Annotated in this window: 20 protein-coding genes, 2 tRNA genes and 3 rRNA genes; 10 read left to right on the forward strand and 15 right to left on the reverse strand. The window is 57.5% G+C overall.

What is annotated here, in order from left to right; translation table 11 throughout:
* Positions 1–72: 72 nt before the first annotated feature.
* From K5R88_RS12190 to K5R88_RS12200, 3 genes are read right to left on the reverse strand one after another with little or no spacing between them, the layout of a single operon-like run.
* Positions 73–1,002 carry a 2-hydroxyacid dehydrogenase gene (locus tag K5R88_RS12190; RefSeq protein ID WP_226300036.1) on the reverse strand — a complete coding sequence of 310 codons (930 nt, stop codon included), beginning with the start codon at positions 1,000–1,002 and terminating at the stop codon, positions 73–75.
* Entirely contained in the window at positions 999–1,754 is a 756-nt protein-coding gene (locus K5R88_RS12195) for a class II aldolase/adducin family protein (RefSeq protein WP_008028005.1), read from the reverse strand. Before K5R88_RS12195 ends, K5R88_RS12190 begins: the two co-directional genes overlap by 4 nt.
* A complete protein-coding gene (locus tag K5R88_RS12200) occupies positions 1,751–3,052 on the reverse strand; it encodes an MFS transporter (protein ID WP_226300037.1) in 1,302 nt (433 codons plus the stop codon). The genes K5R88_RS12195 and K5R88_RS12200 overlap by 4 nt, the downstream gene beginning before the upstream one ends.
* A gap of 156 nt (positions 3,053–3,208) precedes the next feature.
* Between K5R88_RS12200 and K5R88_RS12205 the strand changes: the two genes are divergently transcribed.
* The gene (locus K5R88_RS12205) at positions 3,209–4,165 is read left to right on the forward strand and encodes a LysR family transcriptional regulator (protein ID WP_008028009.1); all 957 of its coding nucleotides are present in this window, start codon (positions 3,209–3,211) and stop codon (positions 4,163–4,165) included.
* A 12-nt stretch (positions 4,166–4,177) separates the two neighbouring features.
* Here K5R88_RS12205 and mrdA read toward each other — a convergent pair whose 3' ends face one another.
* The gene (gene mrdA, locus K5R88_RS12210; protein WP_207285999.1) at positions 4,178–6,070 is read right to left on the reverse strand and encodes a penicillin-binding protein 2; all 1,893 of its coding nucleotides are present in this window, start codon (positions 6,068–6,070) and stop codon (positions 4,178–4,180) included.
* 264 nt (positions 6,071–6,334) lie between these two features.
* On the opposite strand from mrdA, the gene K5R88_RS12215 reads away from it, so the two are divergent.
* Positions 6,335–7,258: a TIGR03571 family LLM class oxidoreductase gene (locus K5R88_RS12215; protein WP_008028013.1), complete on the forward strand. Its 924-nt coding sequence runs from the start codon at positions 6,335–6,337 to the stop codon at positions 7,256–7,258.
* A 109-nt stretch (positions 7,259–7,367) separates the two neighbouring features.
* Here K5R88_RS12215 and rrf read toward each other — a convergent pair.
* From rrf to K5R88_RS12240, 5 genes are all read right to left on the reverse strand, one after another.
* A 5S ribosomal RNA gene (gene rrf, locus K5R88_RS12220) occupies positions 7,368–7,483 on the reverse strand.
* A 145-nt stretch (positions 7,484–7,628) separates the two neighbouring features.
* Positions 7,629–10,522, reverse strand: a 23S ribosomal RNA gene (locus K5R88_RS12225).
* Between the two features lie 236 nt (positions 10,523–10,758).
* A tRNA-Ala gene (locus K5R88_RS12230) sits at positions 10,759–10,834 on the reverse strand.
* A gap of 28 nt (positions 10,835–10,862) precedes the next feature.
* Positions 10,863–10,939 (reverse strand) — tRNA-Ile (locus K5R88_RS12235).
* 82 nt (positions 10,940–11,021) lie between these two features.
* A 16S ribosomal RNA gene (locus tag K5R88_RS12240) occupies positions 11,022–12,558 on the reverse strand.
* Together the 16S, 23S and 5S rRNA genes with 2 tRNA genes alongside form the textbook arrangement of a ribosomal RNA operon.
* Before the next feature lie 669 nt (positions 12,559–13,227).
* Between K5R88_RS12240 and rhtA the strand changes: the two genes are divergently transcribed.
* Both rhtA and K5R88_RS12250 read left to right on the forward strand, forming a co-directional pair.
* Positions 13,228–14,115 (forward strand): threonine/homoserine exporter RhtA, encoded by an 888-nt coding sequence (rhtA, locus tag K5R88_RS12245; RefSeq protein ID WP_226300038.1) that lies wholly within the window; start codon positions 13,228–13,230, stop codon positions 14,113–14,115.
* Positions 14,116–14,284: 169 nt separating this feature from the next.
* Positions 14,285–14,566 (forward strand): hypothetical protein, encoded by a 282-nt coding sequence (locus tag K5R88_RS12250; RefSeq protein WP_008032597.1) that lies wholly within the window; start codon positions 14,285–14,287, stop codon positions 14,564–14,566.
* A gap of 9 nt (positions 14,567–14,575) precedes the next feature.
* Here K5R88_RS12250 and K5R88_RS12255 read toward each other — a convergent pair whose 3' ends face one another.
* Positions 14,576–15,136: a TetR/AcrR family transcriptional regulator gene (locus K5R88_RS12255; protein ID WP_008032598.1), complete on the reverse strand. Its 561-nt coding sequence runs from the start codon at positions 15,134–15,136 to the stop codon at positions 14,576–14,578.
* Positions 15,137–15,228: 92 nt separating this feature from the next.
* On the opposite strand from K5R88_RS12255, the gene K5R88_RS12260 reads away from it, so the two are divergent.
* A complete protein-coding gene (locus tag K5R88_RS12260; RefSeq protein ID WP_226300039.1) occupies positions 15,229–15,957 on the forward strand; it encodes an SDR family oxidoreductase in 729 nt (242 codons plus the stop codon).
* A gap of 36 nt (positions 15,958–15,993) precedes the next feature.
* Positions 15,994–16,584: a 2-hydroxychromene-2-carboxylate isomerase gene (locus K5R88_RS12265; protein ID WP_008032600.1), complete on the forward strand. Its 591-nt coding sequence runs from the start codon at positions 15,994–15,996 to the stop codon at positions 16,582–16,584.
* On the opposite strand, the gene K5R88_RS12270 is transcribed toward K5R88_RS12265, so the two are convergent.
* Positions 16,581–17,579, reverse strand: a complete 999-nt coding sequence (locus tag K5R88_RS12270) for a zinc-dependent alcohol dehydrogenase family protein (RefSeq protein WP_207286748.1) — start codon at positions 17,577–17,579, stop codon at positions 16,581–16,583. The genes K5R88_RS12265 and K5R88_RS12270 overlap by 4 nt on opposite strands.
* A gap of 104 nt (positions 17,580–17,683) precedes the next feature.
* Between K5R88_RS12270 and K5R88_RS12275 the strand changes: the two genes are divergently transcribed.
* Positions 17,684–18,604 carry a LysR family transcriptional regulator gene (locus K5R88_RS12275; RefSeq protein WP_223453093.1) on the forward strand — a complete coding sequence of 307 codons (921 nt, stop codon included), beginning with the start codon at positions 17,684–17,686 and terminating at the stop codon, positions 18,602–18,604.
* Here the strand turns inward: K5R88_RS12275 and K5R88_RS12280 are convergent.
* The 4 genes from K5R88_RS12280 to K5R88_RS12295 all read right to left on the reverse strand — a co-directional run bounded on the left by K5R88_RS12280 (position 18,597) and on the right by K5R88_RS12295 (position 22,771).
* Positions 18,597–20,405: an aminopeptidase P family protein gene (locus tag K5R88_RS12280; protein WP_226300040.1), complete on the reverse strand. Its 1,809-nt coding sequence runs from the start codon at positions 20,403–20,405 to the stop codon at positions 18,597–18,599. The genes K5R88_RS12275 and K5R88_RS12280 overlap by 8 nt on opposite strands.
* Before the next feature lie 64 nt (positions 20,406–20,469).
* Positions 20,470–21,627: a cysteine desulfurase family protein gene (locus K5R88_RS12285; protein ID WP_008032607.1), complete on the reverse strand. Its 1,158-nt coding sequence runs from the start codon at positions 21,625–21,627 to the stop codon at positions 20,470–20,472.
* Positions 21,628–21,788: 161 nt separating this feature from the next.
* Positions 21,789–22,403 (reverse strand): LysE family translocator, encoded by a 615-nt coding sequence (locus K5R88_RS12290; protein WP_226300041.1) that lies wholly within the window; start codon positions 22,401–22,403, stop codon positions 21,789–21,791.
* 98 nt (positions 22,404–22,501) lie between these two features.
* Positions 22,502–22,771, reverse strand: a complete 270-nt coding sequence (locus K5R88_RS12295; RefSeq protein WP_008032610.1) for a hypothetical protein — start codon at positions 22,769–22,771, stop codon at positions 22,502–22,504.
* Positions 22,772–23,259: 488 nt separating this feature from the next.
* Here K5R88_RS12295 and msuE point away from each other — a divergent pair, with 488 nt between their 5' ends.
* The 3 genes from msuE to K5R88_RS12310 all read left to right on the forward strand — a co-directional run bounded on the left by msuE (position 23,260) and on the right by K5R88_RS12310 (position 26,305).
* The gene (msuE, locus tag K5R88_RS12300) at positions 23,260–23,823 is read left to right on the forward strand and encodes an FMN reductase (protein WP_226300042.1); all 564 of its coding nucleotides are present in this window, start codon (positions 23,260–23,262) and stop codon (positions 23,821–23,823) included.
* Positions 23,824–23,833: 10 nt separating this feature from the next.
* Positions 23,834–24,979, forward strand: a complete 1,146-nt coding sequence (gene ssuD / locus K5R88_RS12305) for an FMNH2-dependent alkanesulfonate monooxygenase (RefSeq protein WP_008032614.1) — start codon at positions 23,834–23,836, stop codon at positions 24,977–24,979.
* Positions 24,980–25,117: 138 nt separating this feature from the next.
* Positions 25,118–26,305 carry an acyl-CoA dehydrogenase family protein gene (locus K5R88_RS12310; RefSeq protein ID WP_226300043.1) on the forward strand — a complete coding sequence of 396 codons (1,188 nt, stop codon included), beginning with the start codon at positions 25,118–25,120 and terminating at the stop codon, positions 26,303–26,305.
* Positions 26,306–26,312: the final 7 nt, after the last annotated feature.

Below are 26,312 nucleotides of genomic sequence, written 5' to 3' on the forward strand. Positions count from 1 at the left end.
CTGGCAGTAAATCGTTTGAGAGTGAGGGATTGTTGTTATGTATCGCCCAACTGAGTGGGCGAGTTTTTATATTCAGTAACCCAGTAATCGGTCCGCGTTATTCAATAAAGGTTCGCCGGCATTTAAACGGCGGAAGTTCTCCGCAACTTGTTCGGCAATGCAGTCGTGGGATGCCGCCGATGCCATGTGCGGTGTGATCGTCACACCGGGCATTGTCCAGAGACGGTGATCAACCGGCAGTGGTTCTTGCTCGAAAACATCCAGCAGCGCGCCGCGCAGTTTTCCTCGTTTCAGGGCCTGTTCGAGGTCGTCGATATTGAGATGACCGCCCCGGCCGCAATTCACCAGCGCAGCGCCATTGGCCAATTGTTCGAAAGTTGAATGACCAAGAATGCCGCGGGTTTCGCTGGTCAGCGGCAACAAGTTGATCAGCAACTCCACACCCTCAAGAAACGGTTTCAGGCTTGCCGCACCGGCGAAGGTCTGCACGCCGTTTATCGTCTTGCCACTGCGCGCCCAGCCACGAACGTCGTAACCGGAAGCGGCCAGATCCTGAGCGATGGCGCTGCCCAGCGATCCCAGCCCCATCACACCCACTTTGAATTGCCCCGCAGCCCGTTGCAGCGGCCGCTCCCAGCGCTGTTCCTGTAGCTGCAACAGCACTTGATCGAAACCACGGTGAAAGTGGATCACCGCCCAGCGTACGTATTCGGTCATGCCCTGACGGTGACCGGGATCGACCACCCGGCACACCGGCAGATCCGGGCACGACGGGTCATGATCGAGGTGATCGATACCGGCCGCCACCGAGTGAATCACCTGAAGGTTCGGTAACGCGGCGAGGCTGCCCGGCAAAGGGAACCAGCACGCGGCGATCTGCGCATTTTTGGCCAGCGGATCATCCGCCAGCACGGTGGTGAGCTGCGGCGCGCTGCGGGCGAACGCGGCTTGCAGTTGCTTGAGCAGCAAGGTGTCGCGGGACAGCAAAACCACGGTGTTCATGACAGATAGGACTCGCGCTGGGATTCGATCAGGGTCAGTGCGGCCTCCCAGGCCAGGTCGATGATGTTGTCCTGCTCATCGCGGTCAAACTGCTCGGCGGTGTGTGCACACACTTCCGGCGACGGGTAATGCAACGCGGAACCGCCGGCCAGCGCCGCCACCTGCGCCTGGCAGGCCCGCTCCAGAAAGTGGATCTCCTGGAACGCCTGAGCCACGCCGGAGCCACCGACCAGCAAACCGTGATTGCGCAGGATCATTGCCCGGTGCGGCCCCAGATCAGCAATCAACCGCTCGCGCTCATCCAGCGACAACGCAATGCCTTCATAGGTGTGATACGCCAATTTTCCGTAGAACTTCAGGGCGTGCTGACTGATCGGCAGCAAGCCCTGTTTCTGCGCCGCAACGGCCATGCCAGCGGCGGTGTGGGTATGGATCACGCAATTCAGGTCCGGACGGGCCATGTGGATCGCCGAATGAATGACGAACCCTGCGGCGTTGACCCGATGACCTTCGTAATGCGGGTCGACGACGCGCCCGTCCTGATCGATGCGCACCAGATCCGAGGCGCGCATGCGGTCGAAAATCACCCCGTAGCGGTTGATCAGAAAGTGATGCTCAGGCCCTGGAATCCGCAGGGTGATGTGGGTGTCGATCAAATCGGTCATGCGAAAGTGCGCGACCAGCCGATACAGCGCAGCCAGTTCGCAACGGGCCTTCCATTCAACCGGGCCGATGTGTTCAGGTTTACTCACGAATACACCTCTTTAGCAGCGTGGGTGACGACCGGGTTGGCGCGCAGGCGGGCCAGCCCGCAAACACCGATCAGGGACAGGGCCGAAAGCAAGGTGAAGAACACCGCCAACGGCAGCCATTGTCCGGAAAACTTGCTCGCCAGCAGCGTGCCGATCAGCGGCGTGGTGCCGCCGGCCAGTGCACAGCTCAACTGGTAAGCGATGGAAATGCCCGAGTAGCGCAGGTGCACCGGGAACGCCTGGGTCATGTAACCGGCGATCACCGCGTACAGCGCCGAAAGGATCACTACCGCGAGGGCGATGCCGAGGGTCATCAACAGAATGTTTTGCGTGCCCACCAGCAAGAACATCGGGTACGGCGTGACCATGCACAGCAGCGCAACGAGCTTGAGAAAACGACCTTCGCCGATGCGCTCGGCGAGCAGTGCGCTGAGCGGTTGCGAGAGCAACTGAATGACGGTCACCAGGAACAGGCAATCGAGAATCGTCGAGCGTGCGATGCCCTGATACTGGGTGACGTAGGTGATCATGAAAGTGTTGGTGAAGAAGAACCCGGCCGAGCCGATGGTCACTGCGGCGGCAGCGAACAGGATCTGCCGCCAGCACGTGCGAATCACGTCTTTCACCGGGTATTTGGCGGTCTCGTTGTTGTCCCGCGCCTTGGCGAATTCCGGCGACTCATGAACGCCGGAGCGGATCATCAGGCCGACCATCATCAGCACACCACTGGCGAGGAACGGCAGACGCCAGCCCCAGGTCAGGAAGTCTTCGGGTTCAAGTGATGTCACCAGGCGAAAAGCAATCAACGCCAGTAATAAACCGGCCGGGCTGCCGAGTTGGGCGAATGATGCGTAGAACGTTTTGCGCGTGGCTGGCGCGTGTTCGCTGGCCATCAACACGGCCCCGCCCCACTCGCCTCCGACGGAAATGCCCTGGATCAAACGCAGCACGATCAGGCCGATCGGTGCCCAGATACCGGCGCTGGCGTAACTCGGTAACAGACCGATGCCGGCAGTTGCCACGCCCATCAGCGCCATCGTCACCAGCAACATTTTCTTGCGGCCCAGACGGTCGCCCAGATGTCCGAAAACCATGCCGGCCATGGGACGGGCGATGAAGCCGACGGCGAAACTGCCAAAAGCTGCCAGGGTACTCATCACCGGGTCGCTGCTGGGAAAGAACACTTGCCCGAGCACCAACGCCGCCGCGGTGGCGTAAATGTAAAAGTCGTAGAACTCGATGGTCGTGCCAATGAAGGCAGCGGCCGCCGCTCGACGCGGCTGTGCGGTGGTGTGCATGCAAGGACCCTGTGTATTTATAGTTTTGGGCAGGTACTGAAGGCTGTTTACGGTTGCGCTCTGTGGCGCTTGTGGGCTTTATCGCTTCCATGTCAGGATTAGTCAATTTTCATATTCTTATCTTTACTATTAGCGCTGCTACTACATGGGATTGTCATGACTTCCACTAACCCCTGGGTGGGCCGACGTTTTCTGAATGATCGTCTCGACTGGAACCTGCTGCGCACCTACCTTGTGATCGGCCAGGAAGGCAGCATGAGCCGTGCCGCAGCGCGGTTGCACATCACGCAGTCAGCCGTCAGCCAGGCGTTGAAACGGCTGGAAGAACAACTGGAATGCGTGTTGATTGCCCGTAGCGGGAGACGGTTTGACCTGACGGAAACCGGGGAAGAGGTCCTGCGCATTGCGACGGATATCTACGGCGATATTTCGCGATTGGGCACTGTGGTGGAGAGTCGTCACGATGACGTGGTGGGCAAGATCCGCATTCTGACCGTCAGCGGTGTTCAGGCGCGGCATTACGACGAGTTCCTCGCCGATTTCCATGAAACGCACCCGAAAATCGAGCTGGAAGTCGAGGTGATGGGCAGCTCGAACATCATCAGTTCGTTGCTGCAGAAGACCGCGACCATTGGCGTCGGCCTGTGTCGTTTACCGCAGCCGCGGCTGGAACAGCGGGTGCTGTTCCGCGAGCGTTATGCGTACTTTTGCGGGCAGCGTCATCGGCTGTTCGGACAAGAGAATCTGACGCTGGAACAGCTCGCCGCAGAAAACTTCGTCAGTTTCACCAGCGACCAGCTCGGCGGTAATCTTTCACCTCTGACGCTGTTTCGCGACCAGCAGGGTTTTACCGGCAAGATCGTTGCTTCATCGACGAGCTTCGAGGAGATTTACCGATTGATTTGCGCAGGTTACGGGATTGGCTGCCTGCCGACGCATTTGGTGAAAAGGGATGTCGAGCAAGGGTTGCTGTGGCGGTTGCCGCCGGAGGATGGGGTGGTGGATTTTGATATTCAGCTGCTGTGGAATCGTGAGCAGAAGATGAGTCAGGCGGAAACCGTGTTCCTCGAAAGCTTCCAGCACATGCTCAGCATTCGTGAGCCTGTGCTGTGAAGCCTTGATCGGTTAAACGTGAGGATCGCCAGGCGCTTTACTCGGCGTGGCGTATTGCGGTTTCAGGTGGCCGTCCTGATCGAGTAACCAGGCGTCCATGATCTGTCGCACCACAGGCCCGGCGACGCGACCGCCGGCCTCGCCGTTTTCGATCATCACCGAGATGACAATCTTCGGGTGCTCGGCTGGTGCGAAGCCGACAAACAAGGCGTTGTCGCGGTTCCGCTCCAGGGTTTTCGCCCGGTTGTAGCGCTCACCCTGTTTGATCGCGACCACTTGCGCGGTACCACTTTTCCCGGCGATGCGATATTGCGCACCTTGAGCCGCCGCTCGGGCGATCCCGCGAGCGTCGTGCATGACCATTTGCATGCCGTGGTTGACCTGCTCCCAGTCACGCGGGTCTTTCAACAGGATGTTTGGCATCGGATGCTCATCCACTGGCGTCACACCGTCCACGGTCTTGGCCAGGTGCGGGCGGTTCCAGACACCTTTGTTGGCGATCAGCGCGGTGGCTTGAGCCAGCTGCAGCGGCGTGACCTGCATGTAACCCTGGCCGATGCCGAGGATTACCGTTTCGCCGGGGAACCACGCCTGACGTCGCGTGGCACGCTTCCAGGCCTGAGACGGCATCAAACCGGCAGACTCTTCGAACATATCCAGCGAGACCTTCTCGCCAAGCCCGAACATCGCCATGTAGTCGTGCAGGCGATCGATGCCCAGCTTGTGCGCCAGGTCGTAGAAGTAGGTGTCGTTGGAGCGCATGATCGCCGCGTCCATGTCCACCCAACCGTCGCCGCTGTGGTTCCAGTTACGGTATTTGTGATCGAAGTCCGGGAGCTGGTAATAACCCGGGTCGAAGACGCGGGTCTGCGGGGTCACGACACCCGCATCCAGGCCGGCAATCGCCACTTCAGGCTTGATGGTCGAACCGGGCGCATAAAGACCGCGCAGCACGCGGTTAAACAGCGGCCGGTCGATGGAGTCATGCAGTGCCGCGTACTCCTTGAAGCTGATCCCGGTCACGAACAGGTTCGGGTCAAAGCTTGGCTTGCTGACCATGGCCAGCACTTCACCGGTCGATGGATCGAGCGCGACCACTGAACCGCGGCGATCACCCAAGGCTTCTTCGGCGGCTTCCTGAAGTTTGACGTCGAGGCTCAGGACGATGTTTTTACCAGGCACCGGATCGGTGTGTTTGAGCACTCGCAGCACGCGACCCTGGGCGTTGGTTTCTACTTCTTCGTAACCGACGTGGCCGTGCAATTCTGATTCATAAAACTTTTCAATCCCGGTCTTGCCGATGGATTGGGTGCCTCGGTACTCGACAGTGTCCAGGGCCTTGGATTCTTTCTCGTTGATTCGGCCGACGTAGCCGATGGAATGGGCGAAGTGCGCGCCCATCGGGTAATGGCGGACGAACTGCGGCTCAACGTCGATTCCGGGCAGACGGAATTCGTTGACGGCGAGTACGGCGATTTGCTCTTCACTGAGTTCGTAAAACAGCGTGACGGGCACAAAGGGGTGGCGCGCCTGCTTCATCGCCTTGTCAAAGAGCGTCCGGTCTTCAGCGGGCAGGTGCAGGAGATTGACCACCTCGTCCAGCTCTTCTTTGACGTCAGCGGCGCGTTCGCGGGTGATGGTCAGGTTGAAGCTGGGGCGGTTGTCGGCGAGGACCACGCCGTTGCGGTCGTAGATCAATCCGCGCGTGGGGGTGATCGGCAATACGTGGACGCGATTGTTTTCGGAGATGGTCGAGTGATAGTCAAACTCGACGACTTGCAGTACGTACATGCGCACCACCAGTGCGCAGGTGATAGCGACGACGAACAAGGCGCAAGCCATCAGTCTTTTGTTGACCAGGCGCGTCTCTTTTTCGTGGTCCTTGATCGGTATCGGTTGGGGCATTTCTGCAGCTGCTCTTTAACTAAAAAGGGGCGCCGATCCGTAGGCTTGAAATCAGTCCGTTAAAAAACGAGCTGCACCATACCAAAAACCGTGCGGTCACTTTAGTGCGATTTCCTCTAACGGTTGTCCTTGAGGGCCAAAACGACGGTTGGTTTTTTCTGACTCGTGCGATTTGTTCAAAATTGATATTCCGATTCATGCATTTTTCTTGCAGATAGGCCTGTGGATACTGGGTGCATGTCATTCCCTTTTTGGAGTCATTTCATGCACCCACGATTTACACGATTACTCGGTTCGAACGGTTTTTCCATCGGGCTGGAGCTGCCACTGGATAACGATTGGTCCAGCGACGGCCAGCGCCGACGAATTGCCGAAGACCGCCCTTTCGGTGTTCCGGATCTGAAGCAACATGCAGCGATGGCGAGGCTGGCGGACAAGGCTGGGTTCCGTGCTCTGTGGGTCCGCGATGTACCGGTTTACGACCCGAATTTCGGCGATGCCGCACAGGTTTTCGAAACCTTTTCCTACCTTGGATACCTGGCCGGAATCACCGACAACATCATGTTGGGTACGGCGGCGGTTGTACTTCCATTGCGTCAGCCTTGGCTCACCTTGAAGTCAGCAAACAGTGTTGATGAGTTGAGCGATGGGCGTTTACTGCTTGGCGTGGCCAGTGGTGACCGACCGATGGAATATCCGTTGTTCGGCGTGGATTACGATCAGAGGGGAGAGATTTTTCGCGACACGGTGGAGTTGTTGCGCGACCAGGGTGAAGGCCGCCTGCCTGAAGGTGCGCACTTGCTTCCGCAACGAGATGAAGCGGCTCCATTATTGGTGGCAGGTCTTGGTCAGCAATCACCCGCATGGATTGGTGAGCACATGGATGGCTGGCTCGCCTACCCGGGTACGCCAGATGAACATCGGCGTCGAGTCGGGTTGTGGCGCGAGGTAGGTGGGGATAAACCTTACATCAGCTTTGTCCACCTTGATCTGGCAGCCAATCCTCACGCCCCGATGCGACGTGTGCGTTTCGGCGGCATTTGCGGGCGGTTGGCGCTGATTGATGAGCTTCAGGCATTACGTGAAGCCGGGGTACAACATGTAGGTCTGCATGTGCGTCGTAGCGAACGCCCGGTTGCCGAGGTTATTGAAGAGATTGCTGAATACGTTCTGCCAAAGTTCCACTGACAATGCAGTGCCTTCAAGGGTCGCCAATGTGGCTGCCCTTTTTTTCGCCACTTTCCTGCGGGCAAAACAAAACCCCAACTGCTTTCGCAATTGGGGTTTCGGAATTTAATCTTGACGATGACCTACTCTCACATGGGGAAACCCCACACTACCATCGGCGATGCATCGTTTCACTGCTGAGTTCGGGATGGGATCAGGTGGTTCCAATGCTCTATGGTCGTCAAGAAATTCTTGAGCTGACGCGTCTTACGACGTTCCAGCGAATCGGGTATGCGATAGTTTGTGTGTTGCTCTCGAACTTTCGGTTCATTGCGTCTTCACACACCGCAATCTGATGCTCTTTCGAGTAGTCAAATTGCTTGGGTGTTATATGGTCAAGCCTCACGGGCAATTAGTATTGGTTAGCTCAACGCCTCACAGCGCTTACACACCCAACCTATCAACGTCGTAGTCTTCGACGGCCCTTCAGGGGACTCAAGGTCCCAGTGAGATCTCATCTTGAGGCTAGTTTCCCGCTTAGATGCTTTCAGCGGTTATCTATTCCGAACATAGCTACCCGGCAATGCCACTGGCGTGACAACCGGAACACCAGAGGTTCGTCCACTCCGGTCCTCTCGTACTAGGAGCAGCCCCTCTCAAATCTCAAACGTCCACGGCAGATAGGGACCGAACTGTCTCACGACGTTCTAAACCCAGCTCGCGTACCACTTTAAATGGCGAACAGCCATACCCTTGGGACCGGCTTCAGCCCCAGGATGTGATGAGCCGACATCGAGGTGCCAAACACCGCCGTCGATATGAACTCTTGGGCGGTATCAGCCTGTTATCCCCGGAGTACCTTTTATCCGTTGAGCGATGGCCCTTCCATACAGAACCACCGGATCACTAAGACCTACTTTCGTACCTGCTCGACGTGTCTGTCTCGCAGTCAAGCGCGCTTTTGCCTTTATACTCTACGACCGATTTCCGACCGGTCTGAGCGCACCTTCGTACTCCTCCGTTACTCTTTAGGAGGAGACCGCCCCAGTCAAACTACCCACCATACACTGTCCTCGATCCGGATAACGGACCTGAGTTAGAACCTCAAAGTTGCCAGGGTGGTATTTCAAGGATGGCTCCACGCGAACTGGCGTCCACGCTTCAAAGCCTCCCACCTATCCTACACAAGCAAATTCAAAGTCCAGTGCAAAGCTATAGTAAAGGTTCACGGGGTCTTTCCGTCTAGCCGCGGATACACTGCATCTTCACAGCGATTTCAATTTCACTGAGTCTCGGGTGGAGACAGCGCCGCCATCGTTACGCCATTCGTGCAGGTCGGAACTTACCCGACAAGGAATTTCGCTACCTTAGGACCGTTATAGTTACGGCCGCCGTTTACCGGGGCTTCGATCAAGAGCTTCGCGTTAGCTAACCCCATCAATTAACCTTCCGGCACCGGGCAGGCGTCACACCCTATACGTCCACTTTCGTGTTTGCAGAGTGCTGTGTTTTTAATAAACAGTCGCAGCGGCCTGGTATCTTCGACCGGCATGAGCTTACGGAGCAAGTCCTTCACCCTCACCGGCGCACCTTCTCCCGAAGTTACGGTGCCATTTTGCCTAGTTCCTTCACCCGAGTTCTCTCAAGCGCCTTGGTATTCTCTACCCAACCACCTGTGTCGGTTTGGGGTACGGTTCCTGGTTACCTGAAGCTTAGAAGCTTTTCTTGGAAGCATGGCATCAACCACTTCGTGTTCTAAAAGAACACTCGTCATCAGCTCTCGGCCTTAGAATCCCGGATTTACCTAAGATTCCAGCCTACCACCTTAAACTTGGACAACCAACGCCAAGCTGGCCTAGCCTTCTCCGTCCCTCCATCGCAATAACCAGAAGTACAGGAATATTAACCTGTTTTCCATCGACTACGCTTTTCAGCCTCGCCTTAGGGACCGACTAACCCTGCGTCGATTAACGTTGCGCAGGAAACCTTGGTCTTTCGGCGTGGGTGTTTTTCACACCCATTGTCGTTACTCATGTCAGCATTCGCACTTCTGATACCTCCAGCAAGCTTCTCAACTCACCTTCACAGGCTTACAGAACGCTCCTCTACCGCATCATCCGAAGATGATACCCGTAGCTTCGGTGTATGGTTTGAGCCCCGTTACATCTTCCGCGCAGGCCGACTCGACTAGTGAGCTATTACGCTTTCTTTAAAGGGTGGCTGCTTCTAAGCCAACCTCCTAGCTGTCTAAGCCTTCCCACATCGTTTCCCACTTAACCATAACTTTGGGACCTTAGCTGACGGTCTGGGTTGTTTCCCTTTTCACGACGGACGTTAGCACCCGCCGTGTGTCTCCCATGCTCGGCACTTGTAGGTATTCGGAGTTTGCATCGGTTTGGTAAGTCGGGATGACCCCCTAGCCGAAACAGTGCTCTACCCCCTACAGTGATACATGAGGCGCTACCTAAATAGCTTTCGAGGAGAACCAGCTATCTCCGAGCTTGATTAGCCTTTCACTCCGATCCACAGGTCATCCGCTAACTTTTCAACGGTAGTCGGTTCGGTCCTCCAGTTAGTGTTACCCAACCTTCAACCTGCCCATGGATAGATCGCCCGGTTTCGGGTCTATTCCCAGCGACTAGACGCCCTATTAAGACTCGCTTTCGCTACGCCTCCCCTATTCGGTTAAGCTCGCCACTGAAAATAAGTCGCTGACCCATTATACAAAAGGTACGCAGTCACCCAACAAAGTGGGCTCCCACTGCTTGTACGCATACGGTTTCAGGATCTATTTCACTCCCCTCTCCGGGGTTCTTTTCGCCTTTCCCTCACGGTACTAGTTCACTATCGGTCAGTCAGTAGTATTTAGCCTTGGAGGATGGTCCCCCCATATTCAGACAAAGTTTCTCGTGCTCCGTCCTACTCGATTTCATGACTAAGAGATTTTCGCGTACAGGGCTATCACCCACTATGGCCGCACTTTCCAGAGCGTTCCGCTAATCTCAAAGCCACTTAAGGGCTAGTCCCCGTTCGCTCGCCACTACTAAGGGAATCTCGGTTGATTTCTTTTCCTCAGGGTACTTAGATGTTTCAGTTCCCCTGGTTCGCTTCTTAAGCCTATGTATTCAGCTTAAGATACCTAACTTATGTTAGGTGGGTTCCCCCATTCAGACATCTCCGGATCAAAGTCTGTTTGCCGACTCCCCGAAGCTTTTCGCAGGCTACCACGTCTTTCATCGCCTCTGACTGCCAAGGCATCCACCGTATGCGCTTCTTCACTTGACCATATAACCCCAAGCAATCTGGTTATACTGTGAAGACGACATTCGCCGAAAATTCGCGATTAAACTCACAAATTTTACCTTAGCCTGAATAAACACCAGTGAAAGTGTTATCCAGTCTATCTTTCTATCACATACCCAAATTTTTAAAGAACGATCTAGCCAAAGACTAGAAATCAACATTCACCACCATCACGATGGAATGCTCATTTCTAAGCTTTATACAATCAGAAGCAGTAGTGGTGGAGCCAAACGGGATCGAACCGTTGACCTCCTGCGTGCAAGGCAGGCGCTCTCCCAGCTGAGCTATGGCCCCGTATTGCTACAGGATCCCACACAAAAATTGGTGGGTCTGGGCAGATTCGAACTGCCGACCTCACCCTTATCAGGGGTGCGCTCTAACCAACTGAGCTACAGACCCAATTTCGGGCTGCTTCTTATCGTCTTCTTCAATGAATCAAGCAATTCGTGTGGGAACTTATGGAGCAGCTGATGTCGTCGATTAAGGAGGTGATCCAGCCGCAGGTTCCCCTACGGCTACCTTGTTACGACTTCACCCCAGTCATGAATCACACCGTGGTAACCGTCCCCCCGAAGGTTAGACTAGCTACTTCTGGTGCAACCCACTCCCATGGTGTGACGGGCGGTGTGTACAAGGCCCGGGAACGTATTCACCGCGACATTCTGATTCGCGATTACTAGCGATTCCGACTTCACGCAGTCGAGTTGCAGACTGCGATCCGGACTACGATCGGTTTTATGGGATTAGCTCCACCTCGCGGCTTGGCAACCCTCTGTACCGACCATTGTAGCACGTGTGTAGCCCAGGCCGTAAGGGCCATGATGACTTGACGTCATCCCCACCTTCCTCCGGTTTGTCACCGGCAGTCTCCTTAGAGTGCCCACCATTACGTGCTGGTAACTAAGGACAAGGGTTGCGCTCGTTACGGGACTTAACCCAACATCTCACGACACGAGCTGACGACAGCCATGCAGCACCTGTCTCAATGTTCCCGAAGGCACCAATCCATCTCTGGAAAGTTCATTGGATGTCAAGGCCTGGTAAGGTTCTTCGCGTTGCTTCGAATTAAACCACATGCTCCACCGCTTGTGCGGGCCCCCGTCAATTCATTTGAGTTTTAACCTTGCGGCCGTACTCCCCAGGCGGTCAACTTAATGCGTTAGCTGCGCCACTAAGAGCTCAAGGCTCCCAACGGCTAGTTGACATCGTTTACGGCGTGGACTACCAGGGTATCTAATCCTGTTTGCTCCCCACGCTTTCGCACCTCAGTGTCAGTATCAGTCCAGGTGGTCGCCTTCGCCACTGGTGTTCCTTCCTATATCTACGCATTTCACCGCTACACAGGAAATTCCACCACCCTCTACCATACTCTAGCTTGTCAGTTTTGAATGCAGTTCCCAGGTTGAGCCCGGGGATTTCACATCCAACTTAACAAACCACCTACGCGCGCTTTACGCCCAGTAATTCCGATTAACGCTTGCACCCTCTGTATTACCGCGGCTGCTGGCACAGAGTTAGCCGGTGCTTATTCTGTCGGTAACGTCAAGACACCAACGTATTAGGTTAATGCCCTTCCTCCCAACTTAAAGTGCTTTACAATCCGAAGACCTTCTTCACACACGCGGCATGGCTGGATCAGGCTTTCGCCCATTGTCCAATATTCCCCACTGCTGCCTCCCGTAGGAGTCTGGACCGTGTCTCAGTTCCAGTGTGACTGATCATCCTCTCAGACCAGTTACGGATCGTCGCCTTGGTGAGCCATTACCTCACCAACTAGCTAATCCGACCTAGGCTCATCTGATAGCGCAAGGCCCGAAGGTCCCCTGCTTTCTCCCGTAGGACGTATGCGGTATTAGCGTCCGTTTCCGAGCGTTATCCCCCACTACCAGGCAGATTCCTAGGCATTACTCACCCGTCCGCCGCTCTCAAGAGAAGCAAGCTTCTCTCTACCGCTCGACTTGCATGTGTTAGGCCTGCCGCCAGCGTTCAATCTGAGCCATGATCAAACTCTTCAGTTCAAACATCTTTGGGTTTTTAAGAAACCCTAAACTTGGCTCAGCAATCGTTGGTTACATCTTTGATTTCTCGCGGAGTAACTTGTGATGCTGATAATCTTGTTGACTATCAGTCTGACTCCACAAGCACCCACACGAATTGCTTGATTCAGTTGTTAAAGAGCGGTTGGTTAAGATCTTTCGTCTCAACCGAGGCGCGCATTCTACAGCGTCCCCTGTATCTGTCAAGCGGTTATTTTCAGAAGTTTTCAAAGTTTCCTTTGCAACTTCAACCACTTGCGCTTCCGATCTCTCGTTAGCGGGAGGCGAATTCTACAGCGTTACTCGCTGCTGTCAACACCTCTTTTTCTCCGCTTTCGACCGAGAAGATCGAACCGCCAAAAGAGCCAAACAACACCGCTCCTTCAACTCCTTCTGGGCTTCGATGACCTGAAGCAACTCGCTATCGAAAACTGCGTAACTCTTTGTTTACCAAGGAGTTTTCCGTTTCGACTGCGCCGGAAGTGGGGCGAATTATAGACTTCCAGAATCTGCCGTCAACCCCTAATTTAGCCTTTCTATCAGGATGCTCAAAATCACTGCTTATATATAGACGCGAACACCTTGAATGCGCAGTATATTGCCCAACACTAGAACAATACGTTCGTTTCCTGCCTTGGACGATGCCACGCAATGAATGACCACCCCCGCAGCCTTGCCTCGACCCTGTTCTCGGTTGGCCTGCTATTGATAGCCATGGCGTCGATCCAGTCCGGAGCCTCCCTGGCCAAAAGCATGTTCCCGGTTATCGGTGCGCAGGGGACAACGACCCTGCGGTTGATTTTCGCCAGCGTAATCATGCTGATACTGCTGCGCCCATGGCGTGCGAAGCTCACCGCGAAATCCTTGCGCACGGTCATTGTCTACGGGATGGCACTCGGCGGCATGAACTTCCTCTTCTATATGTCCCTACGCACAGTCCCATTGGGAATCGCGGTAGCGCTGGAGTTCACCGGGCCGCTGGCGGTTGCTATTTATGCCTCACGTCGCGCGATCGACTTTTTATGGATCGCACTGGCCGCCATCGGGTTGCTGTTATTGATACCCACGGGAGCCACGACTGCCGGTATCGATCTGGTCGGTGCGGGTTATGCCTTGGGGGCCGGAGTCTGCTGGGCGTTGTACATTCTATTCGGCCAGAAGGCCGGCGCAGACAATGGCGTACAGACTGCTGCACTGGGCGTCATGATTGCCGCACTGTTCGTAGCGCCTATCGGTATTGTGCATGCCGGCACCGCGCTGCTGACGCCATCGCTGATTCCCATAGCGATCGGCGTCGCCCTGTTGTCCACTGCCCTGCCCTATACGCTGGAGATGGTCGCCCTGACCCGAATGCCAGCCCGCACCTTCGGCACGCTGATGAGTATTGAGCCCGCGGTCGGTGCCCTGTCAGGTCTGTTGTTCCTCCATGAATACCTCTCACTGTCACAGTGGATGGCTATCATCTGCATCATTCTGGCTTCCGTCGGCGCGACCATGACCATGGGCGGTGCCGCCAAACCTGCGGTTGCCGCGGATTAATACAGGATTTGACGAAGGTCTGGTATTTACCGCGCAATTAGGCCATGTTTAGGCCCGTAACCCAGTGTCAGACATGGATTTTTCACGATAGGGATATAAGAACGCTTCAAGCTAAAGCGAACACGGCCAGACCCGGGCGCAAAGATCCGGGGACGCTATAAGGACAGCAATGAAACGAATTTTGATACTGATCGCCATACTTGCAATTGCGGGCTGCGCGGCGACTTCGGAAACTCATACCAAACGTGGCAAGAAAGGATTGCATATCAACTGTTCCGGGCTGTCGTCATCCTGGGACAAGTGCTACACCAGCGCAGCAAACTCCTGTGCGCCCAAGGGATACAAGGTCATCGCGAAATCAGGGGATGGCGTGGAAGAACCTGGCGATTATCCGTTTGGTCTCAACCCGGCCGGCTATACCAGCCGCAGCATGATCGTCATCTGCAAATAGGCCGTCTCTTCAGGTCCGCGGGCCGGCGATCTGACGGCTGATCTCATCGTAACTGGACTTCAGTACCGTGCGCTGGATGTCAGGGGTGGCGAGCATTCGCGCCACAACCAACGCACCGATGCATTGCGACAGAATCGCCCATGCCAGGCTGTCGCTCTCCAGAATCCGCGCCCAACTCTCTTGTAGCCGACAAATCCAGTTCTCCGCCTGCTGCCGGACCAGCACGTCTGAACGGGCTATTTCGGCGCCCAATGCCGGCAAGGCGCAACCCGACTCCGGGTGTTCGACATGGGACATGCTTAAATAATGCTTCAGGCAGCGCTCGAGCCTGTCACGGTCCTGATCCGCCCCCAATCGTTCCAGACTTTGAACCAGCTCACGCTCGACAATTGAAGCGAACAGCTCATCCTTCGACGAAAAGTGGCTGTAGAAAGCCCCACCACTCAAGCCGATCGCCTTCATCAAGGCATCGACACCGACTGTTGCGAAACCCGACTTCTTCGCCGACAACGCACTGCTTTCCAGCAGCTTCTGTTTGGTTTCCAGTTTGTGATTGGCCGAGTAACGCATTGCCTTGCCCTCAGTATTGATCATCTTGACGCCTGCCGAATCGTAGCATAACGTTCGTTTAGTTAACGATCGTTTAGCAAAGAGAGCACCTCATGAATAATAAGAAGGTCGTACTGGTTGTCGGCGCCGGTGATGCTACTGGTGGAGCTATTGCCAAGCGTTTTGCTGAAGAAGGATTTGTCGCCTGTGTCACCCGGCGCAGTGCGGACAAACTCCAGCCATTGGTGGACGCCATCAAAGCCGAGGGCGGTGAAGCCCATGGTTTTGCCTGTGATGCGCGCAAGGAAGAGGACGTGATTGCGCTGGTCGAGCAGATTGAAAGCCAGATCGGCCCCATCGAAGCGTTTGTGTTCAACATCGGCGCCAATGTGCCGTGCAGCATTCTCGAAGAAACCGCTCGCAAGTATTTCAAGATATGGGAAATGGCCTGTTTCTCAGGATTTCTCAATGCCCGTGAAGTGGCCAAGCGCATGGCCAAGCGTCAGCGGGGCACGATTCTGTTTACCGGCGCGACTGCCGGCCTGCGGGGTGCCGCCGGATTTGCAGCATTCGCCGGTGCCAAGCACGGCATTCGCGCACTGGCTCAAAGCATGGCCCGCGAACTGGGGCCGATGAATATTCACGTTGCCCACGTCGTCGTTGACGGCGCTATCGATACCGACTTTATCCGCGACACCTTTCCTGAGAAGTACGCCACCAAGGATCTGGATGGCATCCTCAATCCCGAACACATCGCCGAAAACTACTGGTACCTGCACAGTCAGCCCCGTGACGCCTGGACCTTCGAGCTGGACCTGCGCCCCTGGAGCGAACGCTGGTAAGCCCTCCCCAATAACAATAAACAGAGCGCATTGAACATGAGCAAAACCGTTGAGTTCTACTTCGACCTCGGCAGCCCTGCCACCTACCTGGCCTATACCCAACTGCCGAAAATCTGCGAGCAGACAGACAGCCGACTGGTCTACATCCCGATGCTGCTGGGCGGCGTTTTCAAAGCCACCGGCAACGCTTCCCCTGCGACCATTCCGGCCAAGGGCCTCTATATGTTTCAGGACCTGGACCGCTACGCCAAACGTTATGGCGTGCCACTGAAGTTCAATCCGCACTTTCCCATTAATACATTGATGCTGATGCGCGCCGTCACTGGCATGCAGTTACGTCATCCCGAACGCTTCCAGGCATTCATCGACTGCCTGTTTAAAGCGCTTTGGGTCGAGGGACGCAGCCTCGATGACCCGGCGACCGTCGCTTCAGTGTTGACGCAGAACGGCTTTGACCCCAACGAAGTGCTGGCCTTGACCGCCGATGAAGACGTCAAGGCCGCGCTCAAGGACAACACCGAGAAAGCGGTGCAACGCGGCGTGTTCGGCGCCCCCAGCATGTTCATCGATAACCAGCTGTTCTTCGGCCAGGATCGACTGGACTTCGTGATTGAAGCCCTGCGTTAAATCTCGATGACCAACCGCCCCTGAGCCGCTCCGCAAAACTGCAGCTCATGGGCGGCCTCGGCGGTTTGCAGAGTGAACGCCCGAGGATCCATTATCGGCTTCAGCTTGCCCGCCTCGATCAAGAGAGCCGCCTCACGAAGAATCTCCCCGTGACGCTCGCGCCCCACGCCGGTGAGTAACGGCAATAACGTAAATACGCCGGAATAGGTTGCGCCACGAAACGAGAGCGGCGCCAAACTGTGCTGCCCCCAACCGAGGCAACTCAACACATGACCGTGATAAACCCGTACAGCCTTGAATGACGCATCCAGTGTCTCACCGCCCACCGTGTCGTAGACGATATCGAAGCCCTCCCCATCCGTGTGTTGCGCTACATATTCCTCGACCGAAGACTGGCGATAGTCGATAAACGTCGCACCGAAGCCTTCGATGATTGCCTGATGCCTGGCAGAACCGGTGGCAAACACCTGGGCACCGAAGGCGCGGGCTATTTGCACCGCCACATGCCCCACACCACCCGCACCGCCATGAATCAGCACCTTCTGCCCCGCACGCACCCGCGCCCGGTCCACCAACCCTTCCCACGCCGTAATCAACACCAACGGCAACCCCGCCGCCTCACGCATACTCAAATTGCCTGGCTTGCGCGCCAGCAGTCTGGCATCGATTGCTGCGTACTCCGCCAACGAACCCTGCGCCCCGCCAATGCCGGTGGCCATGGCATAAACCTCATCGCCCGGTAGCCATCCACTGACCCCTTCCCCCAACGCCTCGATGGTTCCCGCCAGATCAATGCCCAACACCGCCGGCAATGACTGACGTGCATGGGCGGCCTGGCCCGAACGGATTTTCCCGTCCAGTGGATTTACCCCGCTGGCTTTGATCCGGACCAATACCTGCCCTGCTTCAGGCACCGGTCGTTGAATGGAAACCAAGCGTAGCGGCGCGTTGGCCGAGTCGACAATCAGAGCGCGCATTTCAAGTGAGTCAGTCATTTCGCATATTCCCGTCAGAGGTGGCTGTGGGATAAATCTTCGGCCAACCGACTCATGCTGATAAGACGCTAAATAGCTATAGTGACCATGCCTATCTGGCATCAATGAGAACTCCCGTGGACAAACTCAATGCAATGGCAATCTTCGTAAGGGTCGTCGAACGCGGCAGCTTTTCTGCCGTTGCCCGAGAGATGCAGACCAGCCAGCCCACCATCAGCAAAGTGCTCAAGGCGCTGGAGACCGGGCTGGGCGGAAAACTGATTGCACGCAGCACCCGCCAGCTTTCCCTGACGGATGAAGGCCAGCGGTACTACAACGAATGTCGACAAATCCTCGCGGCCGTCGATGCGGCCGAGCACAGTTTCCAGTCCGGCAAGGAGCGCATTGCCGGCCACCTGCGCATCGGCTCCTCGGTCAGCTTCGGGCGTTTGCAGATTGCTCCACGACTGGCGCAATTCCTTGAGCGCCATCCCGGCATAGAAATCGACCTGCAACTGAGTGATCAAAACCAGGACCTGGTCAGCGAAGGACTGGATGTCACCTTCAGAATCGGCGAACTGAATGACAGCGGCCTGATCGCCCGCCACATCGGCACCACCCACCGCGTAACTGTCGCAGCGCCGGCCTACCTCAAAAAACACGGCCGGCCGCACACGCCGGCAGAACTGGGCGGGCACAACTGCCTGCAGTTCAATCTGTTGAACAGTCAGAATCTATGGGTTTTCGAGAAAAACAATCGACGCCACGAGGTGCGGATCAAGGGCAATGCGCAAAGCAACAACTCGGAGGCGATTCGCGAGATGGTGCTGGGGGGACTGGGGATTGCGTTGTCGCCGGTGTGGCTGTTCAGCGAAGACTTGAAAGCCGGGCGAGTGACCGCGATTTTGCAGGACTACACCGCGCAGTCACTGCCGATGCATGCCGTGTCCCCGGCGAATCGTCGCCAATCCGCCAGGGTCAAAGCCTTTGTCGACTACATGAGCCAGGCGCTGGAAGCAGCGCCTGAACTCAAGCCGATCAGATAGCAGCGGTCCGAGTGTTCAGCCACTCAAGGGCTGCACCGTCGACCAGCGGACTCAAGCGTTCGCGCACTTCGGCGTGATACGCGTTGAACCACTGTTTTTCGTCCTGAGTCAGCAACGACGGTTCCAGGCAGCGCGTGTCGATCGGGCACAGGGTCAGGGTTTCGAATTTCAGGAACTCACCGAATTCGCTCTTGCCCGCTTCACGGTTCAACACCAGGTTCTCGATCCGCACTCCCCAGCGACCCGGACGGTAGGTGCCCGGCTCGATGGAAGTGATCATGCCCGGCTGCATCGCGGTTTGCGGCGCAGCAACAGCTTGATAGGCAATCACTTGCGGGCCTTCGTGAACGTTGAGGAAGTAGCCGACGCCGTGACCGGTGCCGTGACCGTAATCAACGTTTTCCGCCCAGATCGGCGCACGGGCGATGGAGTCCAGCAACGGCGACAAAATGCCCCGAGGGAATTGCGCACGGGACAGCGCAATGACGCCTTTGAGCACACGTGTGCAATCGCGCTTCTGCTCAGCGGTTGGCGTACCGACCGGCACCATCCGCGTGATGTCGGTGGTGCCGCCCAGGTATTGGCCGCCGGAGTCGATCAGCAACAGACCGTCGCCCTCGATCACCGCGTGCTCTTCTTCGGTCGCGTGGTAATGCGGCATCGCCCCGTTGGCGTTGAACGCAGCAATGGTGTTGAAACTCAACGACACGTAATCCGGACGACGCGTGCGCGCTGCGGTCAGGTGTTCGTCGATGGTCAGTTCGGTGATGCGCTCGCGGCCCCACGCCGACTCCAGCCAGGCGAAGAATTCGCACAGCGCCGCGCCATCCTGCTCCATGGCCTTACGGATATGCTCGGCATCGGCCAGGCTTTTCTGCGATTTGGCCAATGTCGTCGGGTTCAGGCCTTCGACCAGTTTCACGCCGCTGTTCAGGTTATCCAGTAAACCAGCGGTGACGCGTGCCGGATCGACTTGCAGGCTCGCGCCGCTCGGCACTGCGCGCAAGGCGTCGGCCACTTCGCTGTAATCGCGCAGGGTCACGCCGTCCTGTTCGAGGACCGCACGCAGCTCGGCGCTGACTTTGCTCAAGGCCACGAACAGGGTTGCCTGTTGTTGGCTGATCAAGGCGAAAGAGACAAACACCGGGTTGAACGACACATCGCCGCCGCGCAGGTTGAACAGCCAGGCGATGTCGTCGAGGGTGGCAATGAAATGCCAGTCGGCGCCACGCTCTTTCAACACCTCACGCAGGTTGGCGAGTTTTTCGCCACGGCTGACCGTCGCCTGAGGCGGCAGGTGCTGATAGACCGGCTCGTTCGGCAGCGTCGGACGATCGCTCCAGACTTCGCTCAACAGATCGATGTCGGTGCGCAGACGGGCGCCGCGCTCTTCGAGCTTGCTACCCAACGTACGTGCCGAGGCCACGGCCATCACCGCACCGTCTACCGCGACGACGCCGCCTTCAGGGGTTTGCTCGGCCAGCCAGTCCAGCGGGCTGGGTTGACCCGGTTGCAGCTTGACCAGTTCGATGCCGCTGCCTTTGAGTTCCTTGGTCGCTTGCTCCCAATAACGGCTGTCGGCCCAGACGCCGGCAAAATCCGGCGTGACGATCAGCGTGCCCACCGAGCCATGAAAGCCCGACAGCCATTGCCGTCCTTGCCAGTAGCCCGGCAGGTATTCCGACAGGTGCGGATCGGCCGACGGCACCAGCAGGGCGTGAATGCCCTCCCGGCTCATCAGCTCGCGGGTGTGCGCCAGGCGCTGGGGCACCGATCCATTGATCGAAGGCTGCGTACTCATCATGTCTCCTGCTAATCACTTCATCATTATTGTTGAGTGCCGATCAACGTCGGCACTTGAGGCCTTATTGCCAGAATGCCGGGGCACTGGCGCAGGCCGCTTTAATCAGTTGTGCCGCCTGGTCGATGTCCTGCTCGGTCGTGAAACGCCCCAGGCTCAAGCGAATGGTGCGGCTCGCCGAACGGGCGTCATGCCCCAGTGCCAGCAGCACATGGGACGGCGCATTGCTCGCGGAATTACAGGCCGAGGTCGCAGAAAACGCAATCGATGCGCTCAACGCCGCGGAGTTGAACTCGCCTTCACTGAAGGTCAGGCTCAAGGTGTGAGGGATGCGCTGGGTCGCGCTGCCGTTGAGGCGAACGCCGGGTATGCCCGACAGGTGTTCGAGCAAGCGCTCGCGCAGGCGCGCAATCGTGGCTTTCTCTTCATCGAACAGTTGCGCGGCCAAGGCGAACGCCACGCCCATGGCGGCAATCTGGTGAGTCGCCAGGGTCCCGGAACGCAAACCACCTTCATGGCCGCCCCCGTGAATCTGCGCCTGCAAACGCTGTTGCGCGCGAGGCCCGACATACAGCGCGCCGATGCCTTTGGGACCGTAGATCTTGTGCGCCGAAAACGACATCAGGTCCACCGGCAATCGCGCCAGGTCGATGGCCACTTTCCCCGCGCCCTGGGCCGCATCGACATGGAACAACGCCTCGCGGGCACGCACGACCTCGCCGATGGCGGCGATGTCATTGACCGTGCCCAACTCGTTGTTGACCAGCATCAGTGACACCAGAAAGGTGTCCTCGCGCATCGCTTCGCTGACCGCTTGCGGTGTGATCAGACCTTGCGCGTCGGGCACCAGATACGTCACGGCAACACCGGCATCCTGCAATTGCCTTGCGGTGTCGAGAATCGCCTTGTGTTCGATCTGGCTGGTGATTATGTGCCCGCCGGGCACCCCGCGAGCCTGGGCCACGCCCTTGAGGGCGAGGTTATTCGATTCGGTGGCGCCGGAGGTCCAGACGATCTGGTCGGCTTGCGCCCCCACCAGTTGGGCGACTTGCTGTCGCGCCTGCTCGACCGATTGCCGGGCCTGTTGGCCGAATGCATGGGAGCTGGACGCAGGATTGCCGAAGTTCCCGGCAAACCCCAGACACTCGACCATGACCTTGATGACCCGCTCGTCCACCGGCGTGGTGGCGGCGTAGTCGAAATACAACGGACGTTTATTCATAAAAGACTCGCAGAGCTTGTTCCGGGATCAGGTGCTGGCAACCCGTGCACCAGCAATACCTGATCGGATGCGTTAAGAAAGTACGACTTCACTTGAAAGTGCGTAGGAACGCTCCTGAAGTCGAGCTTAACAGGCATCGGGCAACCGGTTGAAGCAATGCGTCAGCTAAAGCTTTCCAGCATCAACGGATACAGCGAAACCACCAGCAACGCGGCCATGCCCCAATTGAACACGCGCAACCAGCGGCGGTCCTTGAGCACGTTGTGCAGCAGCGTGCCGCACGCGGCCCAGACACCGACGCTCGGCAGGTTGATCAGGGCGAAAACCGCCGCAATCACGATGACGTTGGTGAAATAGCCCTGCATCGGCGTGTAGGTGCTGATTGCACCGATGGCCATGATCCAGGCCTTGGGGTTGACCCACTGGAATGCGGCCGCGCCGAGGTAGCTGATCGGTTTGCTTTCACCGTTCTCGCCGTCGGATACCGGACCGGAATGCGCGATTTTCCACGCCAGGTACAACAAATACGCCGCGCCAACGTAGCGCAGCACGGTGTAGAGCAACGGATAGCTTTGAAACACTGCGCCCAGACCAAAACCCACCGCCACCACCAGGACGAAGAACCCGCAGGTAATGCCAAGCATGTGGGGGATGGTGCGGTTAAAGCCGAAGTTCACGCCCGATGCCAGCAACATCGTGTTGTTCGGGCCGGGGGTGATCGAGGTAACGAGAGCGAACAGGGCGAAACCCAGCAGCAGATCGAGCGAGAGCGTCATTGGTGGCAGTCCGTCAGGGTCATTCAGGTATTGACCCTATCGCACGCCTGCCGGGAAACCCATGGACAGTTGGGTGAAACTTCGAGCAGTACAGTCGCTCAGCTTGGGCGACCGTGCAGTTGAACAGTGCGCTCGGCGTTCATTTCGCCTTGTTTGTCGAAGCTGAAGGATTTCTGTGGCTGACCGAGCAATTCAGCTTTTTTCGCGTGGTATTCATCGAAGGACAAACCGCGACGATTCAGCGATTCCAGTGCCAGTTCACGGGTTTCCTCGGCGGTGTAGGGCCGCAGTTCCGGGGATACGTGGCTGGCACATCCGGCGAGAACGGAGACGGCGAGCAGCAGGAAAGTGGCGAGTAGAGGTTTCATGGTCTGGCGTCCTGGCATCTGGGTTCGGGGCAATGAACACAGGCTACTCGCGCCTTTGGATGGGCAGAAATCAACGCTCTCGATAGTGGGTATTGAAGTGGAATCGCCCCACCCTGTAGGAGCCGGCTTGCTGGCGATGACGACCGTAAGAACACCGTATGACTCACGGGCCTCATCGCCAGCAAGCCGGCTCCTACAAGGGCGTGCATATTTCTTAATGATCTATAAATATCTTTCAATGATCTTTTGAGGAATAACAAACAGCCTTTATAACAACTCCATCGCCTTACACAACTGTTGCCCACGCAACTGTTTGCCAGGCAACAGTCATTCAACAAACAGTCCTTAAAATCGAACAGCACGCAGTCATCAATGCGCTGCAAGCCACGTAAATCGTGGGCTCGAAGGATTGGTACAGCTCTTGCTCAAGCCCTGTGACTACTCACTACTCACTGCTCGCTGAGCAACTGTTTAAAAAGGAACTGATCATGTCGCGTCCATTGAAAGTCGTTGCCCTCTCCGGCGGTACCTGGCGTCCGTCCCGCACGTTGGTGCTGACCCAAGCGCTGTTGGCCGAACTGGCCGGGCAATTGCCGATCGAGAGCAAGCTGATCGAACTGGGCGACATCGCCCGGCCACTGGGCGCGGCCCTGTCGCGCCAGGAACTGAGCGCCGACATCGAAGCCGAGCTGCAAGCCATCGAAAACGCTGACCTGCTGATCGTCGCCGCGCCGGTTTATCGCGGCTCCTATCCGGGCCTGCTTAAACACCTCTTCGACCTGATCGACTTGAACGCGCTGATCAATACGCCGGTGTTGCTCGCCGCCACCGGTGGCAGCGAACGGCATGCGCTGGTGCTCGATCACCAGTTGCGCCCGCTGTTCAGTTTCTTCCAGGCGCTGACCTTGCCGATCGGCGTCTACGCCACCGAAGCCGATTTTGCCAATTACCAAATAACCAGTGAACTTCTAAAGGCCCGCATTCAACTGGCTGCAGAACGCGCTGCGCCGTTGTTCGGCGTGCACCCCAAAAATCTGCTGAAAATCGCTTAAGGATCTTTTCATGGATGTTTTCTGGTTTCTGCCGACCCACGGCGATGGCCATTACCTGGGCACCACCCAGGGCGCTCGCCCGGTGACGCTCAACTATCTGAAACAAGTCGCGCAGGCCGCCGACAGCCTCGGCTATCACGGCGTGCTGATTCCCACCGGGCGTTCCTGCGAGGATTCCTGGGTCATCGCTTCAGCGCTGGTGCCGTTGACCGAACGCCTGCGTTATCTGGTGGCGATTCGTCCGGGGATTATTTCGCCAACCGTCTCGGCGCGTATGGCCGCGACTTTGGATCGTCTGTCCAACGGCCGCTTGCTGATCAACGTGGTGACCGGTGGCGACCCGGACGAAAACCGTGGCGACGGGATCTTCCTCGATCACAGCGAGCGTTATGAAGTCACCGACGAATTCCTGCAGATCTGGCGTCGCGTGCTGCAAGGCGAAGCGGTGGACTTCGAAGGCAAACACCTGCAAGTGCAAAACGCGAAGGCCCTTTATCCGCCGGTGCAGAAACCCTATCCGCCGCTGTACTTCGGTGGTTCGTCCGAAGCCGCCCATGAACTCGCCGCCGAGCAGGTCGATGTCTACCTGACCTGGGGCGAACCACCGGCCGCCGTCGCGGAAAAACTCGCCGATGTGCGTGAGCGTGCAGCACGCAACGGGCGCACGGTGAAGTTCGGGATTCGCTTGCACGTGATCGTTCGCGAGACGGCCGAAGAGGCGTGGAAAGCCGCCGACAAACTGATCGAACACATCAGCGACGAGACCATCGCCGCCGCGCAAAAGTCGTTCTCGCGCTTTGACTCCGAAGGCCAGCGGCGCATGGCGGCGCTGCATGACGGGCGTCGCGACAACCTGGAAATCGCCCCCAACCTGTGGGCCGGTGTCGGCCTGGTACGCGGCGGTGCCGGCACGGCGCTGGTGGGTGATCCGCAGCAAGTGGCGGCGCGGATCAAGGAATACGCGGACCTGGGGATCGAGAGCTTTATCTTTTCCGGTTATCCGCACCTTGAAGAGGCGTATCGCTTTGCCGAGCTGGTGTTCCCGCTGTTGCCTGAACCGTACGCAAGCCTGGCGGGGCGTGGCGTGACCAACCTCACCGGGCCGTTTGGCGAAATGATCGCCAATGATGTGCTGCCCGCCAAAGCCACGGCCTGACCCACCTACTACCTGTAGGAGCGAGGCTTGCCCGCGAAAGCGTCCGGACATTCAAAATGGATGTTGGCTGATACGACGCCTTCGCGGGCAAGCCTCGCTCCTACAGGGGACGGTGTCGAATTTATTGAGGAACCCCGCGTGACTGCCAAGCCGCTAAGCGCCCTGTTATCCCCCCTGCAAACCGCCCGCCAGTTGGCCGCCGAGTTTGCCTTGACCGCGGTCGAGCGCGACGAACGTGGCGGTACGCCGAAAGCCGAGCGTGACGCCCTGCGCCAAAGCGGTCTGCTCGCGTTGAGCATTCCCACCCAGTACGGCGGCCTCGGCGCCAGCTGGAGTGAAACCCTGACCATCGTGCGCGAGTTCGCCAAGGTCGACAGTTCGATTGCCCACGTCTTCGGCTTTCATCACCTGATGCTCGCCACCGTGCGCCTGTTCGCCCGACCCGAGCAGTGGCAGCCGTGGTTCGAACAGACCGCGCGCAAGAACTGGTTCTGGGGCAATGCCCTAAACCCGCTCGATACCCGCACCGTGGTGAAAAAACTCGGTGGCTGGCGCGAGTTTTCCGGCAAGAAAAGTTTCTGCTCCGGCGCCAGCGATTCGGAAATGCTGATCGCCTCGGCAGTGGATGAAAGCGCCGGCGGCAAGCTGTTGATCGCGGCCATCCCCAGCGGCCGCAGCGGCATCACCCTGCACAACGACTGGAACAACATGGGCCAGCGCCAGACCGACAGCGGCAGCGCTTCGTTCGAACGGGTGCGGGTCGAAGAATCGGAATTGCTGCTCGACCCGGGTCCGCTGAGCACACCGCTCGCCTGCCTGCGGCCATTGATCGCGCAGCTTACTTTTACGCACATGTTCCTCGGCATCGCCGAAGGTGCCTTCGAAGAAGCGCGGCAATACACCCTCACCGAAACCCGCCCGTGGCACAAATCCAGCGCTCAGGATGTGCGTCAGGACCCGTATGTGCTCGGCCATTACGGCGAATTCTGGGTTGCGCTCGAAGGCGTTCGTTTGCTGGTGGAACGCGCCGCCGACTTGCTCGACAAGGCCTGGGCGAAAGGCCCGAACCTCAGCGCCGAAGAACGTGGACACCTCGCCACCGCGATTGCCACGGCCAAGGTCGCCGCCACGCGCAACGGCCTCGAACTCTGTAGCCGGCTGTTCGAAGTAACCGGTGCGCGCTCGACTCACGCCTCGCTGCGCCTGGACCGCCACTGGCGCAACCTGCGCACGCAAACCCTGCACGACCCGGTGGATTACAAACTCCATGAACTGGGCGATTGGGCGTTGAACCAGTCCCTGCCGATTCCGACTTTCTATTCATAGCCTTCTC

The organism is Pseudomonas sp. MM213 (genome assembly GCF_020423045.1).
GTDB classification, from domain to species: domain Bacteria; phylum Pseudomonadota; class Gammaproteobacteria; order Pseudomonadales; family Pseudomonadaceae; genus Aquipseudomonas; species Aquipseudomonas migulae.

Coding starts and splice junctions, on each gene's coding strand:
- K5R88_RS12190 (WP_226300036.1), bottom strand. CDS start 1,002: ATGAACACCGTGGTTTTGCTGTCCCGCGACACCTTGCTGCTCAAGCAA.
- K5R88_RS12200 (WP_226300037.1), bottom strand. CDS start 3,052: ATGCACACCACCGCACAGCCGCGTCGAGCGGCGGCCGCTGCCTTCATT.
- K5R88_RS12205 (WP_008028009.1), top strand. CDS start 3,209: ATGACTTCCACTAACCCCTGGGTGGGCCGACGTTTTCTGAATGATCGT.
- mrdA (WP_207285999.1), bottom strand. CDS start 6,070: ATGCCCCAACCGATACCGATCAAGGACCACGAAAAAGAGACGCGCCTG.
- K5R88_RS12215 (WP_008028013.1), top strand. CDS start 6,335: ATGCACCCACGATTTACACGATTACTCGGTTCGAACGGTTTTTCCATC.
- rhtA (WP_226300038.1), top strand. CDS start 13,228: ATGAATGACCACCCCCGCAGCCTTGCCTCGACCCTGTTCTCGGTTGGC.
- K5R88_RS12250 (WP_008032597.1), top strand. CDS start 14,285: ATGAAACGAATTTTGATACTGATCGCCATACTTGCAATTGCGGGCTGC.
- K5R88_RS12255 (WP_008032598.1), bottom strand. CDS start 15,136: ATGCGTTACTCGGCCAATCACAAACTGGAAACCAAACAGAAGCTGCTG.
- K5R88_RS12260 (WP_226300039.1), top strand. CDS start 15,229: ATGAATAATAAGAAGGTCGTACTGGTTGTCGGCGCCGGTGATGCTACT.
- K5R88_RS12265 (WP_008032600.1), top strand. CDS start 15,994: ATGAGCAAAACCGTTGAGTTCTACTTCGACCTCGGCAGCCCTGCCACC.
- K5R88_RS12270 (WP_207286748.1), bottom strand. CDS start 17,579: ATGACTGACTCACTTGAAATGCGCGCTCTGATTGTCGACTCGGCCAAC.
- K5R88_RS12275 (WP_223453093.1), top strand. CDS start 17,684: ATGAGAACTCCCGTGGACAAACTCAATGCAATGGCAATCTTCGTAAGG.
- K5R88_RS12280 (WP_226300040.1), bottom strand. CDS start 20,405: ATGAGTACGCAGCCTTCGATCAATGGATCGGTGCCCCAGCGCCTGGCG.
- K5R88_RS12285 (WP_008032607.1), bottom strand. CDS start 21,627: ATGAATAAACGTCCGTTGTATTTCGACTACGCCGCCACCACGCCGGTG.
- K5R88_RS12290 (WP_226300041.1), bottom strand. CDS start 22,403: ATGACGCTCTCGCTCGATCTGCTGCTGGGTTTCGCCCTGTTCGCTCTC.
- K5R88_RS12295 (WP_008032610.1), bottom strand. CDS start 22,771: ATGAAACCTCTACTCGCCACTTTCCTGCTGCTCGCCGTCTCCGTTCTC.
- msuE (WP_226300042.1), top strand. CDS start 23,260: ATGTCGCGTCCATTGAAAGTCGTTGCCCTCTCCGGCGGTACCTGGCGT.
- ssuD (WP_008032614.1), top strand. CDS start 23,834: ATGGATGTTTTCTGGTTTCTGCCGACCCACGGCGATGGCCATTACCTG.